The 15,869-nt window shown below is 68.8% G+C and carries 15 protein-coding genes; 6 read left to right on the top strand and 9 right to left on the bottom strand.

All coding sequences use genetic code 11. The features are described from left to right. Positions 1-100: 100 nt before the first annotated feature. From ROA7023_RS07855 to ROA7023_RS07845, 3 genes are all read left to right on the top strand, one after another. A complete protein-coding gene (locus tag ROA7023_RS07855; protein ID WP_085878464.1) occupies positions 101-367 on the top strand; it encodes a hypothetical protein in 267 nt (88 codons plus the stop codon). Positions 368-413: 46 nt separating this feature from the next. Further along, complete coding sequence (locus ROA7023_RS07850; RefSeq protein WP_159458461.1) at positions 414-1,898, top strand: winged helix-turn-helix domain-containing tetratricopeptide repeat protein; 1,485 nt, start codon at positions 414-416, stop codon at positions 1,896-1,898. Between the two features lie 103 nt (positions 1,899-2,001). Further along, a complete protein-coding gene (locus ROA7023_RS07845) occupies positions 2,002-3,918 on the top strand; it encodes a cation:proton antiporter domain-containing protein (RefSeq protein WP_085878548.1) in 1,917 nt (638 codons plus the stop codon). Positions 3,919-3,943: 25 nt separating this feature from the next. On the opposite strand, the gene cobT is transcribed toward ROA7023_RS07845, so the two are convergent. Beyond that, positions 3,944-4,960, bottom strand: coding sequence for a nicotinate-nucleotide--dimethylbenzimidazole phosphoribosyltransferase (cobT, locus tag ROA7023_RS07840; RefSeq protein WP_085878462.1), 1,017 nt, complete (start codon positions 4,958-4,960; stop codon positions 3,944-3,946). An 83-nt stretch (positions 4,961-5,043) separates the two neighbouring features. Here cobT and cobS point away from each other — a divergent pair, with 83 nt between their 5' ends. Then, a complete protein-coding gene (gene cobS, locus ROA7023_RS07835) occupies positions 5,044-5,802 on the top strand; it encodes an adenosylcobinamide-GDP ribazoletransferase (RefSeq protein ID WP_085878461.1) in 759 nt (252 codons plus the stop codon). Positions 5,803-5,926: 124 nt separating this feature from the next. Here the strand turns inward: cobS and ROA7023_RS07830 are convergent, their stop codons facing one another. Together ROA7023_RS07830 and ROA7023_RS07825 are read right to left on the bottom strand one after the other, a co-directional pair. Further along, positions 5,927-6,625 carry an FG-GAP repeat domain-containing protein gene (locus tag ROA7023_RS07830; protein ID WP_306372478.1) on the bottom strand — a complete coding sequence of 233 codons (699 nt, stop codon included), beginning with the start codon at positions 6,623-6,625 and terminating at the stop codon, positions 5,927-5,929. Positions 6,626-6,684: 59 nt separating this feature from the next. After that, complete coding sequence (locus ROA7023_RS07825; protein WP_085878460.1) at positions 6,685-7,008, bottom strand: 2Fe-2S iron-sulfur cluster-binding protein; 324 nt, start codon at positions 7,006-7,008, stop codon at positions 6,685-6,687. Positions 7,009-7,199: 191 nt separating this feature from the next. Between ROA7023_RS07825 and ROA7023_RS07820 the strand changes: the two genes are divergently transcribed. After that, the gene (locus ROA7023_RS07820; RefSeq protein ID WP_234992090.1) at positions 7,200-7,745 is read left to right on the top strand and encodes a peptidoglycan-binding protein; all 546 of its coding nucleotides are present in this window, start codon (positions 7,200-7,202) and stop codon (positions 7,743-7,745) included. Between the two features lie 127 nt (positions 7,746-7,872). Here ROA7023_RS07820 and ROA7023_RS07815 read toward each other — a convergent pair whose 3' ends face one another. Further along, on the bottom strand, positions 7,873-9,381 hold the full coding sequence (locus ROA7023_RS07815) for a Do family serine endopeptidase (protein WP_234992089.1): 1,509 nt from the start codon (positions 9,379-9,381) through the stop codon (positions 7,873-7,875). Positions 9,382-9,584: 203 nt separating this feature from the next. Between ROA7023_RS07815 and ROA7023_RS07810 the strand changes: the two genes are divergently transcribed. Continuing rightward, positions 9,585-11,123 (top strand): bifunctional GNAT family N-acetyltransferase/carbon-nitrogen hydrolase family protein, encoded by a 1,539-nt coding sequence (locus ROA7023_RS07810; protein WP_085878458.1) that lies wholly within the window; start codon positions 9,585-9,587, stop codon positions 11,121-11,123. 31 nt (positions 11,124-11,154) lie between these two features. Here ROA7023_RS07810 and ROA7023_RS07805 read toward each other — a convergent pair whose 3' ends face one another. The 5 genes from ROA7023_RS07805 to ROA7023_RS07785 form a co-directional block, all read right to left on the bottom strand. After that, complete coding sequence (locus ROA7023_RS07805) at positions 11,155-11,529, bottom strand: VOC family protein (protein ID WP_085878457.1); 375 nt, start codon at positions 11,527-11,529, stop codon at positions 11,155-11,157. A gap of 36 nt (positions 11,530-11,565) precedes the next feature. Then, entirely contained in the window at positions 11,566-12,087 is a 522-nt protein-coding gene (locus tag ROA7023_RS07800; RefSeq protein ID WP_085878456.1) for a hypothetical protein, read from the bottom strand. Between the two features lie 171 nt (positions 12,088-12,258). Further along, positions 12,259-13,701 carry an NAD(P)(+) transhydrogenase (Re/Si-specific) subunit beta gene (locus tag ROA7023_RS07795; protein ID WP_085878455.1) on the bottom strand — a complete coding sequence of 481 codons (1,443 nt, stop codon included), beginning with the start codon at positions 13,699-13,701 and terminating at the stop codon, positions 12,259-12,261. Between the two features lie 12 nt (positions 13,702-13,713). Further along, the gene (locus ROA7023_RS07790; RefSeq protein WP_085878545.1) at positions 13,714-15,288 is read right to left on the bottom strand and encodes a Re/Si-specific NAD(P)(+) transhydrogenase subunit alpha; all 1,575 of its coding nucleotides are present in this window, start codon (positions 15,286-15,288) and stop codon (positions 13,714-13,716) included. A 119-nt stretch (positions 15,289-15,407) separates the two neighbouring features. Next, positions 15,408-15,869, bottom strand: a complete 462-nt coding sequence (locus ROA7023_RS07785; protein ID WP_234992087.1) for a methyltransferase family protein — start codon at positions 15,867-15,869, stop codon at positions 15,408-15,410.

Below are 15,869 nucleotides of genomic sequence, written 5' to 3'. Positions count from 1 at the left end.
CGCCCCCCTCATTTTCAGGAAAGTTTCAGACCGCGTTCAGGACGCGGCGCGGGTATGTCCGGCACTCTGACAGGGCGTTGACCTATGCCGGAGACCCGAGATGACCTTGCTGATCGACACCCCGCCCCGCCGCGCCAGCCTTGCGCCGCGACACTGCTGGCGGTGGCTGCGCGACAAGTTTGCCGGGCACAGCTTGGCGACACGCGAGCGGGCGGCGCTCGACCGGCTTGCCGGGACCGCGCCGCATCTGCTGGCCGACATCGGCGCCGCGCGCGACAGCACCCCGCGCGAGCTCGAAGCCCGCGGCGGGCCCGTCACGCATGGCTGCCGGCCCTGTTCCCGCGGCGACGGCGTGTCGGCCGATTGACATGGGGCTTGCTGCCGCTTCCTATTGACCGATGGAAACGGGGCTCTTGTCATTCGGGCCGCTGACCCTCGACCTCCGGGCAGGACATCTGACGCGGGACGGACAGGCGGTCTCGCTGCGGTCGAAGGCCTTTGCGGTGCTCGACCAGCTTGCCCGTCGACCGGGCGAGGTGGTTTCGAAAGATGCGCTGATGGCCGCGGTCTGGCCGGATGTGACAGTGACCGAGGATTCGCTCACCCAGGCCATTCGGGACATACGCCGCGTCCTTGGGCCCGAGGCGCGGGATCGGCTGCGCACCGTGGCGCGGCGGGGCTATGCCCTGCACCCCGACGCGGCGGCGCCCGCCCCCCCGAAACGCCCACGGATCGCGCTTTTGCCATTGCAGCGGCGCTCGGGCGGGACCGAGGCGTCGGACCTGATCGACGGGCTGATCGAAGAGATCACCATCGGTCTCAGCCGGTTCCGCAGTCTCGCGGTGATCGCGCGGCACTCGGCCTTTGCCGCCGCCGATGAGCCGGGGCTGGACCTGCCCGGCATCGGCGCCCGACTGGGCGCGGATTACGTCATGGACGGCACCGCGCACCTCGCAGGCGATCAGCTCCGGCTGTCGATCAGCCTCAACGACGTGGCCACCGGCGAGGTGATCTGGGCCGAGAGCCTGACCTGCGTGGGGCACCGCTTGCTGACGCTCCAGGATCTGGTGCCGCGCCGGATCGTCCAGTCGCTGGCCCTGTCGGCCGCCGAAGGGGCGCGGCGACAGCAGACCAGCAATCCGACCGCGTTCGCGCATTACGCGCGGGCCGTCTCGCTGCAGCGGCAACTGACGACGGAGCAGGAACGTCGCGCCCACGACTACTTGTTGGCGGCCCTGCGCCTCGACCCGGATTTCGCGTTGGCCCATTGCCTCTTGGCCCGGGCCGAGATCGCGCTGGAGGGGTTCGGCCTGTCCTCCCGCGCGGCCCGCCTGCGCGCCCGAGAACATGCCGCCCGCGCGGTCGAACTGGCCCCCGATGAGGCGCAGTGCCTGTCGATGCTGGGCTTCGTCCATTGCTACCTGGAGGATTGGCAGGCCGCAGAGACGCTGATCCGCCGGGCCATAGCGGCCAACCCCTGCCTGTCGGATTGCCTCGCGGACATGGCCTTTGTCTGCCTGTGCCGCGGGCGCCCCGCCGAATCGCTGACCTGGCTCGACCGGGCGGAAGAGATCAACCCGCTGAAACCGCCGGCCCATGACGTGCTGCGCTCCGAGGCGCTGTTCGCGCAGGGGCATTTCGACGCCGCGGCCCGCGCCCTCGCAAGCCTGCCGCAGCTTGGCATCCGCCAGCTGGTCCGCCTTGCGGCGATTCATGCCTGCGCGGGGGACAGCGAGGGGGTGCGCCGCCACCTCGACCGGGCCTTCGCGCTGGATCCGGCGTGGGATTGTGTCGCCGCGGCCGAACGCTCATATCTGTTCGAGCACGACCGGGACCGGCAGCACCTGCTCGGGGCGATCCGCGCGGCGCTGCGCCTCTACGCCGGGGACGCCGTCTGAACGCTGCCTCATTGCGATGCAGCGGCGGGGTGTTTCGCCCCAGACCGCCGGCGCCTGCGCCCCAGAGATTGCCAAGGTCATTGGCCCCTGCGATACCGATCCCATGCAGGAAGTCCTTGTTCTCAGCACGATCTACCTCGGCGCAGCCGTTCTGACCGTGCCGCTGGCGGCACGGTTCGGGCTGGGCTCGGTGCTGGGCTACCTGATGGCCGGCATCTTCATCGGCTTCGTCCCCGGCATCGGGTCGGACACGCAAGAGCTTCAGCACGTGGCCGAATTCGGCGTCGTCGTGATGCTGTTCCTGATCGGGCTGGAGCTGGAGCCCCGCGCCCTGTGGGACATGCGCGACCGGCTGATCGGGCTGGGCGGCATGCAGATCGGCCTGACCACGGTGCTGATCATGGGCGCCGCGATGGCGCTGGGGCAGCCCTGGCCCACCGGGCTTGCGATCGGGCTGGTGTTCGCCCTGTCCTCCACCGCCATCGTGTTGCAGACCCTGACGGAAAAGGGGCTGATCCAGACCCAGGGCGGGCGGTCGACCTTCTCGGTGTTGCTGACGCAGGACATCGCTGTGATCCCGATGCTGGCGCTGTTGCCGCTGCTGGCGATCCCGACGCCGGTGCAGATCGGCGCCGACGGCTCGCTTCAGCCCGCCAACACCGACCATGCCGAGGACGCGGCCCACCACGCCATGAGCCTGGTCGAGGGGCTGCCCGGCTGGGGCGTGACCCTGGTGACCCTTGGCGCCGTGGCCGCGGTGATCCTGACCGGCACCTTCATGACCCGGCCGGTCTTTCGCTACATCCACCAGGCCCGCCTGCGCGAGATGTATACGGCACTGGCGCTGCTGATGGTCGTCTCCATCGCGGTGCTGATGCAGCTGGTCGGCCTCTCGCCCGCGTTGGGCACCTTCCTCGCCGGGGTGGTGCTGGCCAGTTCGGAGTTCCGCCACCAGCTGGAAAGCGACCTGGAGCCGTTCAAGGGCCTGCTTCTGGGGCTGTTCTTCATCACCGTCGGGGCGGGCATCGACTTCGACCTGCTGCTGTCGAAACCGGTGACGATCATCGGCCTGGCCATGGGGGTGATCGCGATCAAGGGCGCGGTGCTCTACCTTCTGGCGCGGATGTTCCGGCTGAAGCCCCGCGACCGCTGGCTGTTCACGCTCGGGCTGGCCCAGGCGGGGGAGTTCGGCTTCGTGCTGCTGTCGTTCTCGTCGCAGCAGGCAGTGCTCGGCCCGTCGCTCACCGCGACGCTGTTGCTTGTCGTGGCGCTGACGATGCTGATGACCCCGCTGCTGTTCATCCTCTACGAATACCTGTCCCGCCGGCTGGAGGACACCCACGCGGCTGATCATCCCGCCGACGAGATCGACGAGCGCGGCACCGTCATCATCGCCGGGATCGGACGCTTCGGTCAGGTCGTCAACCGGCTGGTGCAATCGGCGGGGTTCTCGACCGTGGTGCTCGACACCAACCTGGGCACGGTCCAGACCATGCGCAAATTCGGCTTCAAGGGCTTTTTCGGCGACCCGACCCGGCCGGACCTTCTGCACAGCGCAGGGCTCGACGAGGCCAAGGTGCTGGTCGTGGGGCTCGATGACCGGGCGGCGGCGACCCGCCTGGTGCGGTATGCCCGCTCGGCGCGGCCCGACCTGCACATCGTCGCCCGGGCCCGCGACCGCATCCATGTCTACGAGCTGTATCAGGCCGGGGCCGACGACATCGTGCGCGAGCTTTTCGACAGCAGCCTGCGGGCGGGGCGCTACGTGCTCGAAAACCTGGGCCTGTCGGAATTCGAGGCCAACGAGGCCGAGATGTATTTCTATCACCACGACCGGGCTGCCCTGCGGACCCTGGCCGAGCTGTGGAAACCCGGCGTGCCGATCACGGAAAACCCCGAATACGTGGCGAAATCGAAAGAGCTCGCGAACGAGCTCGAAACCGCCCTGGCCGGGAATTTCGACGTGAACACCGTGGCCAAGGAGCGGCTGGGCGCGGCGGGCGGGCGGTCCAAGACCTGATCGCCCTGCCCCCGCGGCGGAAGCGTCAGCCGTCGCTGACGCCGGCCTCGGCAAAGGTCGCCATGCCCGAGTGACAGGCCACCGCCGCCTTCAGCACCGCCAGGGCGGTGGCCGCGCCCGAGCCCTCGCCCAGCCGCAGGCCCAGGTCCAGCAGCGGCACCTTGTCCAGCGCCGCCAGCAGGCGGGCATGGGCGCCCTCTGCCGACAGATGGCCGGCGATGGCGTGATCAAGGGCCCCCGGCGCGGCCCTCGCCAGCACCGCCGCCGCCGAACAGGCGATGAACCCGTCGAGGATCACCGGCACCCGCGCCATCCGCGCGGCCAGGATCGCCCCGGTCATCGCCGCCAGTTCGCGGCCCCCCAGACGGCGCAGCGCCTCGATTGGATCCGCAAGATGGTCCGCGTGGTGCGCCAGGCCCGCATCGACCACACCGGCCTTCAGCGCCACGCCGGCGGTGTCGAGCCCGGTGCCCCGGCCCGCCCAATCCGCGCCTGTGCCGCCAAGAAGCGCGGCCGCCAGCGCCGCCGCCGAGGTGGTGTTGCCGATGCCCATCTCTCCGGCGATGAAGACATCCGCATCCTCCGCCACCGCCGACCACCCCGCCTGCAGAGCCGCGAGCACCTCGGCCTCGGTCATCGCCGGCGCGTCGGTGAAATCCGCCGTGGGCCTCTCCAGATCGAGGGCGACGACCGCCATGCTCGCGCCGAAGGCCCGGGCCAGCTGGTTGATCGCCGCGCCGCCGGCCTCGAAATTGGCCACCATCTGCACCGTCACCTCGGGCGGAAACGCCGACACTCCCCGCGCGGCCACCCCGTGATTGCCCGCGAAGATGACGATCTGCGGGGCCTCGATCGTCGGGCGCGCCGTGCCGCGCCACCCGGCGTACCAGATCGCCAGTTCCTCCAGCCGCCCGAGCGCCCCGGGGGGCTTGGTCAACTGGGCGTCCCTGGCCTCCGCCGCCGCGATTACACCGGCGGACGCGGCGGGCAGGTCCACGAGCATGTCCCGGAATTCCTGAAGCGTGGCGGGGCGGTCAGTCATGCGGGCCTCATTGCATTGCCGTTTGCCCCTCCTTATCGGATGGGACGGCGGGGAAAAGACCCCGGCGCGGGCTGGAGGCGCGGATGCGCGACAAAGACAGGCTTTTTTCTGCCGGAGACCTCGGGGCAGCGATGGCCCTGCTGACACGGCTGCCCGCCCCCGGCGCCGATCACGCCAGGGGGGCGTCTGCGGCCTGGGCCTGGCCGCTGGTCGGGCTGCTGCTGGGGGCACTCGCCGCCCTGGGGGTGCAGATCGCGCTGGCGCTCGGCCTGCCCGCAGGTGCGGCCGCGGCCCTCGCGCTCGCCTTGCTGGCGGGGCTCACCGGCGGGCTGCACCAGGATGGGCTGGCCGACAGCGCCGACGGGCTCTGGGGCGGGCGCGACCGGGCGCGCCGGCTGGAGATCATGCGCGACAGCCGGGTCGGCAGCTACGGTGTTCTGGCGATCGCGCTGGTGCTGCTGCTGCAATGGACCGCGCTGGAGGGGCTGGTCGCGGCGAAGGCCCACTGGGTCGCCCTGCCGCTGGCCGGGGCTGCCAGCCGCGCGACGATGGCGGCGGTGATGGCGGCGCTGCCCCATGCCCGCGCCGACGGGCTGGCCCGGCTGACCGGACGCCCGGCGCCGCGCACCGCCGCCGCCGCCGCGGGTCTGGCGGCGCTGGCTTGCCTTGCCCTGGCGCCGGCCACGCTCCCGGCGCTGGCATTGGTCGCCCTGCTGTCGGGCCTGACGGTGGCGCGACTGGCGATGGCCCGCCTCGGCGGCCAGACCGGCGATATCCTCGGCGCCACCCAGCAGCTGACAGAGCTCACCGCCCTGCTGGCCTACGCCGCCGTCCTGACCTGACGCCACGCAACGGGGCAAGCCAGCCCCGGCCCGCCATCTGGGCGTCACCCCTCAAGGTGCTGAAAGAAGAGTGCGCGGACGCGCACCGCAAGGTCACCCCTGCCCCGGGCTGACCGCGCCGCGGTCAGCAGGCCATGGCGGCGCGAAAGCTCTCGCGCCCCCGGTGCGCCCCGAGGTCGCGGCTCAGAAGCTGGCCGTCTTCCAGCCGGGTGGCGACGATCCGCGCCCAGCCCGCATCGGCGGTGACCATCTCGATCCGGCCGCCGCAGCGCCGCAGGCCGCCGGCGATGTCGGGTTCTCCGATCCGGTGGTTGGTCAGTCCCGCCGCTGCGGCAACCTCTTCGAGCCGGCCGCCGCCCGCCCCATCGGGCCGGAACCGCCAGACCCGCAGGACCCGTGCCAGGTGGGGACGGTCCACAAAGGCGATCTCGACCGCGCCGTCGCCGTCCAGGTCAGCCCCGCCGACCGGCGCGAGCCAGCGGAACCGTTGCCCAATGAAGGGCGTTGCCGCGACCAGCCCGCGGGCGTCGTGGATCGCCAGCCGGGCGCCACGGCCCTGGTCGCTTTCGACCACCACCACTTCGGCATCGCCATCCAGGTCCACGTCGATCAGACGCGGGGCGACGTCCTCGAAGACCCGGTCTTCGGGCAACACGATCTTCACCCGCTGCCCGTCCGCGAGGGTCAGGTCCAAGGCCCCCCATTCCACCGCATCGCCCAGCACACCATGCGGATAGCGCGTCGTCGGCGCGGCATAGGCCGCCGCCAAGATCGGGCTCTCGGCCAGCGCCGCGCCCGCGGGCATGAGCCCGGCCAACAGCACCGCCCCCGCCGCGGCACATCCCTGCAGACGGCGCAGCCCCCGGATCCGGCCGAGCAGGGTCAGATCTGCTTTTTCGGCATCTGGACGACGAGCCCGTCCAGGGCATCCGTGACCTTGAGCTGGCAGGTCAGGCGGGACCGCTCCGGATTGGGCTCATAGGCGAAATCCAGCATGTCCTCCTCCATGGCGTCGCGCTCGGGCAGCTTGGCCACCCAGTCGGGGGCCACGTAGACATGGCAGGTCGAACAGGCGCAGGCCCCGCCGCAATCGGCCTCGATCCCCGGAATGCCGTTGTCGCGGGCCCCTTCCATGACGGTCATGCCGTTGGCGACCTCGACGACATGCTCGGTGCCGCCGTGTTCGATATAGGTGATCCGTGCCATCTGCTGTCTGTCCTCTCGCCGAGTTTTCCCAATTCGACGCCCTCCTTAATCCGACCGTCCCCGCGCGGCCAGTGCCAAATACGCACAGGCCGGGTCGTATCCCCAACGGGTGTCACGCGCGGACTTTGCGCCGCGGGCGGTCTCGGCTAGGGTTTGCCGCGACGGGGCGCAAAGACCCTGCGGAGCGAGCCGTGATCAAACCAATTGCCCTTCTGGGCCTCTTCGCGATGGCGGGCTGCGGTGCGGGCCCCGGGTCCGACGGCGGCGGGCCGGGCCGCATCGCGCCCGATGCCGACCGGCTGCAGATCGCGCGGGGCCCCGAGGGGCTGTGCTATGGCCGCACCACCACGCCCGCGGTGATCGAGACCGTGACCGAGCAGGTGCTGGTCCAGCCCGCCCAGCTTGCCCCCGACGGGGAGCTGCTGTCGCCGGCCAGCTTTCGCACGGTCACCCGCCAGAGGATCCTGCGCGAACGGCGCGAACAGGCGTTCGAGGCGCTCTGCCCCGAGGCGCTGACCCCGGACTTCGCGGCCTCGGTCCAGCGCGCCCTGGCCGTGCGCGAGGCCTATGACGGGCCGGTCACCTCCCGTTTCGACGGGCCGACCCGGCAGGCGCTCCAGGCCTACCAGGCTGCGGAGGGCGGGCCCGACAGCCCGGTCCTGGCGCGCACGACGGCGGTGCTCCTGGGCCTCGCGGCGCTGCGCCGGGACGAGATTTCGGCCCTGTCCGAAGACTGACACGTCCCCCCCGGGGCACGGGCCGCCGCATCGCAGCCCAATGAAAAAGGTGCTGCGGCATCGCAGCCCCAATCAATAAAAGGGGCGCCGCAAGGCGCCCCTTCTGTCGTCCAACAAGCCCCGGGGCCTACTCGTCGTCGGCCTCAGGCGTCTCTTCGACCAGCGACAGGGCGACGAACCGCGGATCCCCGCCCCGGCGCACCAGAAGCAGAAGCGACTTGCGGCCGGCGTCCCGCGCCTCGTCGATCCGGTCGCGGAACTGGTCCACGGAGGCGACCTGCTGCTGGCCGGCCTCGGTGATGACATCGCCGGGCAGAAGGCCCTTGGACGCCGCTTCGCTCATCGGGTCGATATCGGTGATCACAAGACCCTCTTCGATCTCGAGCCCGTATTGCTCCATCAGCTCATCGCTCGATTCCGACAGGGTCAGGCCGAGCACGACGCTTTCCTCCGGCATCGCCTCTTCCGGCGACTCCTGCGGCGCGGGCATAGAGGCCTCTGCGGTCTCGCGGCGGCCCAGAACGACCGTCAATTCGGTCATCTCGCCCTCGCGCAGGACGTCGACGGCGACCTCCTTTCCGACGGGGGAGTTGCCGACGATGCGCACCAACTCGCGGGTGTCGGCCACGTCCTGGCCATCGAACACCACGATCACGTCGCCCGAGAGCATTCCGGCATCCTCGGCCGGGCCCGGGGGCACGTCGGTGACGAGGGCGCCCTGGGCATCGGCCAGCCCGTCGATCGCGTCGACCATGTCCGGGGTCACGTCCTGGATCCGCACGCCGAGCCAACCGCGGCGGGTCTCGCCGAATTCGGCCAGCTGCTCGACCACGTTGTTCACCACGCCCGAGGACATCGCGAAGCCGATCCCGATGGAGCCGCCGGTGGGCGACAGGATCGCGGTGTTCACCCCGATCACGTCGCCGTCCATGTCGAAGAGCGGCCCGCCGGAATTGCCCCGGTTGATCGCGGCATCGGTCTGGATGTAGTCGTCATAGGTGCCCGAGAGCGCCCGGTTGCGGGCCGAGATGATCCCGGCCGAGACCGAGAAGCCCTGGCCCAGCGGGTTGCCCATGGCCATGACCCAGTCGCCGACTTCGGCGGTCTCGCCGTCGCTGTCGCCGAACTGGACGAAGGACAGTGTCTCGCCCTCGGGGACTTCGACCTTCAGCAGGGCGATGTCGGTGTTGGGATCGGTGCCGACGACCTCCGCCGGCCACTCGGTGTCACGGTCGAAGAACTCGATCAGGATCTCGTCGGCGCCTTCGATCACGTGGTTGTTCGTCACGATATAACCGTCGGCCGAGATCACGAAGCCGGACCCAAGCGCCGAGGACCGGCGCGGGCTGTCGCCATCGGGCATGTTGTTGAAGAAATCCTCGAACGGCGACCCCTCGGGCACGATGCCCTGGGGCCCGGTCCGGCCCGAGACCATGGTGGAGGTGGTAATGTTGACCACCGAGGGGCTGACCATTTCGGCAAGGTCGGCAAAGGACATCGGCCGGTCCTGCGCCTCGGCCGGAAGAGCCTGCGTCAGCGCAACGGCCGCGCCGATCGCCAGCCCGGTCAGCGCGACACGCACACGTGCCGCCCTGGTTTCACGTGTGGTCGCAAGAGCAATCGCCTGTGGTTTCACGGATGGGTCTCCTGGTTCTGATGGATTGGTCGGGATCGACCCCGGCCCGTGTATCGACACTGTATCTATGACGAAATGAGTGCAACTCAAACAAAACGCACGCGCCGTCACCGGACCGTGACAGCGCCGCGATCCCCCGAGCCCGCCCTTGCATCCTGCCATCTCATGGCAAAGAAGGGGTAAACCGCCGGAAAGGAAGGCTCTTGCAGCAAAAACCCCGCCTTGACGTGATCGCCGCCGACCTCAGCCACGTGGACGGTATCGTCGCGCTGTCTGCCCGGGTCTATCCCGAAGAGCCGCCCTATACCCGGGGCCAGATCCTGGGCCAGATCCACGCCTTCCCCGACGGCGTGTTCGTTGCGACCTACGGCGGCACCGTCGTGGGCTATGCCGCCTCGACCCTGGTGCGCGAGCGCACGGCGCTGAGCCAGCACACGTGGGACGAGATCTCCGGCGGCGGCTACGGCTCGCAGTTCTTCGCGGGCGGCGACTGGCTTTACGGGATGGAGGTCATGGTCTCGCCCGACCATCGCCGGCTGCGGATCGGCAAGCGGCTCTATCAGGCGCGCGAACGGCTCTGCCTGGAGCGCGGGTTGAAGGGCATTGCCTTCGGCGGCCGGATCCCGGGCTATCGCCGGCAGCGCAAGGCCCATCCCGACCCGCAAAGCTATTTCGAGGCGGTGCGCGACGGCGACCTGCGCGACCCGGTGCTGTCGTTCCAGGCCAAGGCGGGATTCGAGCCGCTGCTGCTGCTCAGGAACTATGCCCCCGAGGACCTGGCCTCGGGCGGGCACGCGGTGCTGATGGTCTGGCGCAACCCGCATGCGGGCGACTGGGCCGACGACCAGCCCCTGACCCGGCGCGATCCGGAACAGGTGCGGGTGGCCTCGGTCCAGCTGAAGGCCGCGACGCTGTCCGACCCGGAGGATTTCTACCGCAACGTCGACTACTTCGTGAACATCGCCTCGGAATACGGGGCCGATTTCGTGCTGCTGCCGGAGTATTTCTCGCTGCAGCTTCTGTCCTGCGACGGGGTCGAGCTGCCGCCGCTGGAGGCGATCGATCGGGCCACCACCTTCACCGAGGAATTCATCAGCCGCCTGCGCGACATGGCCATCGCCCGCGCCATCAACATCGTGGCCGGCAGCCACCCGGTGAAGCGCGGCGACGACATCTACAACGTCTGCCACGTCTTCCTGCGCGACGGCACGGTGCACACCCAGGACAAGATCCACCCCACCCCGGACGAACGGGCCTCGTTCAACATCAAGGGCGGGGACGTGGTCGACGTGATCCCCACCGATTGCGGGCCGATCGGCGTGATGGTCTGCTATGACGCCGAGTTCCCGGAACTTGCCCGCCGGCTTTCGGACGAAGGGGCGCGGATCCTCTTCGTGCCACAGAATACCGACACCGTGCACGGCCACCTGCGGGTGCGCTATTGCAGCCAGGCCCGCGCGATCGAGAACCAGTGCTATGTGGTGACCTCCGGCATGACCGGCAATCTGGACAATGTGTCGAACATCGACATCCAGTATTCCAAGGCGGCGATCCTGACGCCCTGCGACTTTCCCTTCGCCCGTGACGGCATCGCGGCCGAGGCGTCGGAGAATGTGGAGATGCTGATCGTCGCCGACCTGAACCTGGCTACCGTCAGCTGGGCGCGGGCGCAGGGCTCTGTCCGCAACCTGCGCGACCGGCGGTTCGACCTTTACCGGACGCGGTGGTACGACGGCGGCTGACCCGCCACACTCAATCGGCGCATGGCGCGGGCTAGGCGCCGGCGCCGGCCGCGGGCTCCCACAATTCGATCGGGTTGCCTTCGGGGTCGTGGATGCGGGCGAAGCGGCCGATCTCGGGGCTGTCCCAATCCGCGCGGGTCTCGACGGTGATACCGGCCGCCTCCAGCTGGGCGATCATCGCGGCAAGGTCGGCCACGCGAAAGTTGATCATGAAGGCCTGTGCCGGGTCGCCGAAATAGGTGGTGTCTTGCGAAAACGGCGCAAAGACGGTCGGCCCGGCCGTCTGCGTCCAGGCGCCGGTTTCGGACACCGGATCGACGCCCAGATGATCCCGATACCACGCGGCGAGCGTGGCCGGGGCGGCGGCCCGAAAGAAGACGCCGCCAATGCCTGTCACTTTTTCCATGGCCCTATCCTAGCAAGGCCCGCGCCCCGCGGCGACCTATTCCGCGGGGGCCGCCTGCGCCGCGTCCGGTCCGCCCTCGTCGCACAGATCCAGCGCCGCGCTGACCGCCCAGCGCGAGCCGCGCAGGGAAAACTCGGCCAGGGCGAAATCCCGGCCCGGATCGACCACGACGCCCTCGCCCGACTGAAGCGCCGAGAGCAAGGCGTCGTCGTCCGACACGATCCGGCCCTCGTAGCGCTTGATGACCGCGTCCCCGCCGGCCGCCTCGCTCAGCGAGGTCAGCGCAAAGCGCTCGCTGGCGGTGCCTTCGGTGCGGATCGCCAGGATCGGGTCGGCGGGCGGCGCGTCCGAGATCGCCTCGACCTCGACGAACCAGGCGGGTGTCCAGCCCGCAGCACCGGCGCAGGTCACGCCGAAACAGGCGCCGCCGGTGCTGCAGACCGAGGCCGAGGCCCGGGTCAGCCCGGCCCGAAGCTCCCAGCCGGAATCGTCCTGGGCCAGGGCCATGCCGGCCGGAAAGGTGAGCGTGAATATCGAGGAGAGTAGGACTGCGCGCATGATGTGCCTCTTCTTGTCCGGTTTGCCTGTCCCTACAGCCTAACCCCACCGGACGCGCCTGTGGATAACTTTTGGCGCGAGGCGAGGGAATCGGCACGGTCCCGCCCATGGCCGGAACGCACAACGCCCGCCGAAGGGCGGGCGTTGGACGATTGCCGCGTGGACTGCGGCTCAGGTGATCCGGTTCAGAAGCTCCTGCAGCGAGGATTTCGCGTCGCCGTAGAACATTCGGGTGTTCTCCTTGAAGAACAGCGGGTTCTCGATCCCGGAATAGCCGGTGCCCTGCCCCCGCTTGGAGACGAACACCTGCTTGGCCTTCCAGCACTCCAGCACCGGCATCCCGGCGATGGGGGAATTTGGATCCTCCTGCGCCGCCGGGTTCACGATGTCGTTGGAGCCGATGACGATGGCCACGTCGGTGTCGGGGAAGTCATCGTTGATCTCGTCCATCTCGAGGACGATGTCATAGGGGACCTTCGCCTCGGCCAGCAGCACGTTCATGTGCCCGGGCAGACGGCCCGCGACGGGGTGGATGGCAAAGCGCACCTGCTTGCCCTTGGCCCGCAGACGCCGGGTCAGCTCGGCCACGTTCTGCTGCGCCTGGGCGACGGCCATGCCGTAGCCCGGGATGATGATGACGCTGTCCGCCTCGTCGAGCGCACCGGCCACGCCGTCGGCGTCGATGGCGATCTGTTCGCCGTCGATCTCCTGCGCGGGGCCGCCGGCACTGCCGAAGCCGCCGAGGATCACCGAGACGAACGACCGGTTCATCGCCTTGCACATGATGTAGCTGAGGATCGCACCCGAAGAGCCCACCAGCGCGCCGACCACGATGAGAAGGTCATTGCCGAGCGAAAAGCCGATCGCCGCCGCGGCCCAGCCGGAATAGCTGTTCAGCATCGAGACCACGACGGGCATGTCCGCACCGCCGATCCCCATGATGAGGTGGTAGCCGATGAAGAGCGCAACCAGCGTCATCAGGACCAGCGGGAGAGTGCCGCCCGAGGCCATGTACCAGATGAGGCAGAGCACCGCCGCCGCGGCAGCCGCCGCATTCAGCAAATGCCCGCCCGGCAGCTTGGTGGCGGCCGAGCTGACGCGCCCCGACAGCTTGCCGTAGGCGATCACCGAACCGGTAAAGGTCACGGCCCCGATGAAGACGCCGAGGAAGAGCTCGACCCGCAGGATGTTGATCTCGACCATGGTCTTCTTGGCGACAAGCTGTCCGAACACGCCGAGCGCGGCGACCGCGTCGGGCCCGGCCTCGTTCGCCAGATGGGCGCGGTCGATCATGAGGTCGGCGTTGAAACCGACGAAGACCGCCGCAAGACCGACCAGCGCATGCATGCCCGCCACGAGTTCGGGCATCTGGGTCATTTCAACCCGCCGCGCCAGCGTGACGCCGATGACGGCGCCCCCCGCGATCAGGATCAGGGACAGCAGCCAGAAGCCCGAGCCGGGTCCCGCCAGCGTGGCGACGACGGCCAGCGCCATGCCGGCGATCCCGTACCAGACGGCTCGCTTGGCGCTTTCCTGGTTGGACAACCCGCCCAGCGACAGGATGAAGAGAACGGCGGCGACAACATAGGCCGCGGTGGTGAATCCGTAGTCCATAAGCCCTGCCCCTTAGGATTTCTGGAACATGGCAAGCATGCGCCGTGTCACGAGGAAACCGCCGAAGATGTTGATCCCGGCCATGAAAACGCTGAGCGCTGCCAGCAGGACCACCAGCCAGCTGCCCGATCCGATCTGCATCAGGGCGCCGACGATGATGATCGACGAGATACCGTTGGTCACGGCCATGAGCGGCGTGTGCAGTGAATGGGCGACGCCCCAGATCACCTGGAACCCCACGAAGATCGCCAGCACGAAGACGATGAAATGCTGCATGAAGCTGGCGGGCGCGTAGAGCCCAAGCAACAGCAGCAACGCCCCGCCGACAGCCAGCAATGTCACCTGGCTTCGGGTCTGCGCCTTGAACGCGGCCACTTCCTGGGCGCGTTTCTCTTCCGGCGTCAGCTCCTTGGGCTTGTCCTTCTTCGGGGCCGCCGCGATCGCCTTCACCTTGGGTGGCGGCGGCGGGAAAGTGATCTCTCGGGCATGGACGACCGTGGCGCCGCGGATCACGTCATCTTCCATGTTCTGGTTGATGACGCCGTCCTTGTCCGGCGTGAGGTCGGTCATCATGTGGCGGATGTTGGTGGCATAGAGCGTGGAGCTCTGCGTCGACATCCGGCTGGGGAAATCGGTGTAGCCGACGATGGTCACGCCGTTCTCGCTGACGATCTTCTCGTCCATCACGGTCAGCTCGCAATTGCCGCCGCGCTCGGCCGCAAGGTCGATGACGACCGAGCCCGGCTTCATCATCTCGACCATGTCCTTGGTCCAGAGCTTGGGCGCAGGCCGGCCCGGGATCAGGGCCGTGGTGATGACGATGTCGATGTCCGGGGCAAGCTCTCGGAACTTCTCAAGCTGTTTTTCCTGAAATTCGGGGCTTGAAGGCGCGGCATAGCCGCCGGTGGCGGAGCCGTCTTGCGAGCTCTCATCGAAGTCGAGAAAGACGAATTCGGCGCCCATGCTCTCGATCTGCTCGGCCACTTCGGGGCGTACGTCGAAGGCATAGGTAATCGCGCCCAGCGAGGTCGAGGTGCCGATCGCGGCAAGGCCGGCGACACCCGCGCCCACGATCAGCACCGTGGCCGGCGGAACCTTGCCCGCGGCGGTGACCTGGCCGGTGAAGAACCGGCCGAAGTTGTTGCCGGCCTCGATGACGGCGCGGTAGCCCGCGATATTGGCCATCGACGACAGCGCGTCCATCTTCTGGGCGCGGCTGATGCGCGGCACCATGTCCATGGCGATGACCGACGCGCCGGCGTCCTTGGCCTTTTCCATCAGCGCTTCGTTCTGGGCGGGCCAGAAGAACGAGATCAGAAGCTGGCCCTCGCGCAGCTTCGCGGCCTCTTCATCCGTGGGCGGGCGCACCTTGGCGACCACCTCCGCGGCGGACCAGAGCGAATCGGCGCTGTCCACGACCTCGACCCCGGCCTCGGAATAGGCCGTGTCGGTAAAGCCGGCGCGCATCCCCGCGCCCGCCTCGATCATGCATTCATGTCCGAGCTTCTGAAGTTCCTTGGCCGAGGCTGGCGTCATGGCCACCCGCGCTTCGCCAGGCATGATTTCCTTCGGTGCGCCGATTTTCACGGTCATCCCCCTCACATCTTCTAGACGTCAGAACGGAGTATAGTGCGACAGAATGTTTCACAAGGGCTGTGCGAACGATTGCACAACCTATGTGCGTGACTTGACAGCCGGATCGCCCCTCAGATCCAGCGCCTGGTGCGCTGGGTGTAGCGAAAGAACTCCTTGCGGAACTTGCGCCGCAGCGCGTCTTCCTCGGGCAGGATGAAGCGCCGCGTGATGATCGTAACGAATAGCGGCACCAGCAACAGCGCCGGGGCGACGCCCCAGTAGAGGATCACCCCCGTCAGCAGCAGCGCGTCGCCGAGGTAGATCGGATTGCGGCTGCGACGGTAGATACCTGTCTGCACCAGGTGGTCGGCCTGCTGGTGCGGGATCGGAGTCGTCTGTCCCTTGCGCAGCTCGATCAGCGCGAGCCCCATCAGGATCAGCCCGCCGCCGACCAGCAGCCCGCCCGCGAAATCCGCCCATGGCCCACCGAAACCCGGCAGCGACAACTGCCGGATCTGCCAGGCGCCCAACAGATGCGCCAGCAGCCAGACCGGCGGTATGTCGATCCATTTCCAAAGCGGCATCTTCGGCAT

The organism is Roseisalinus antarcticus (assembly GCF_900172355.1).
In the GTDB taxonomy this organism is placed as follows: Bacteria; Pseudomonadota; Alphaproteobacteria; order Rhodobacterales; family Rhodobacteraceae; genus Oceanicola; species Oceanicola antarcticus_A.
Note: the sequence above shows the minus strand (reverse complement) of the source record. Positions and strands in the feature narration are given on the sequence as shown.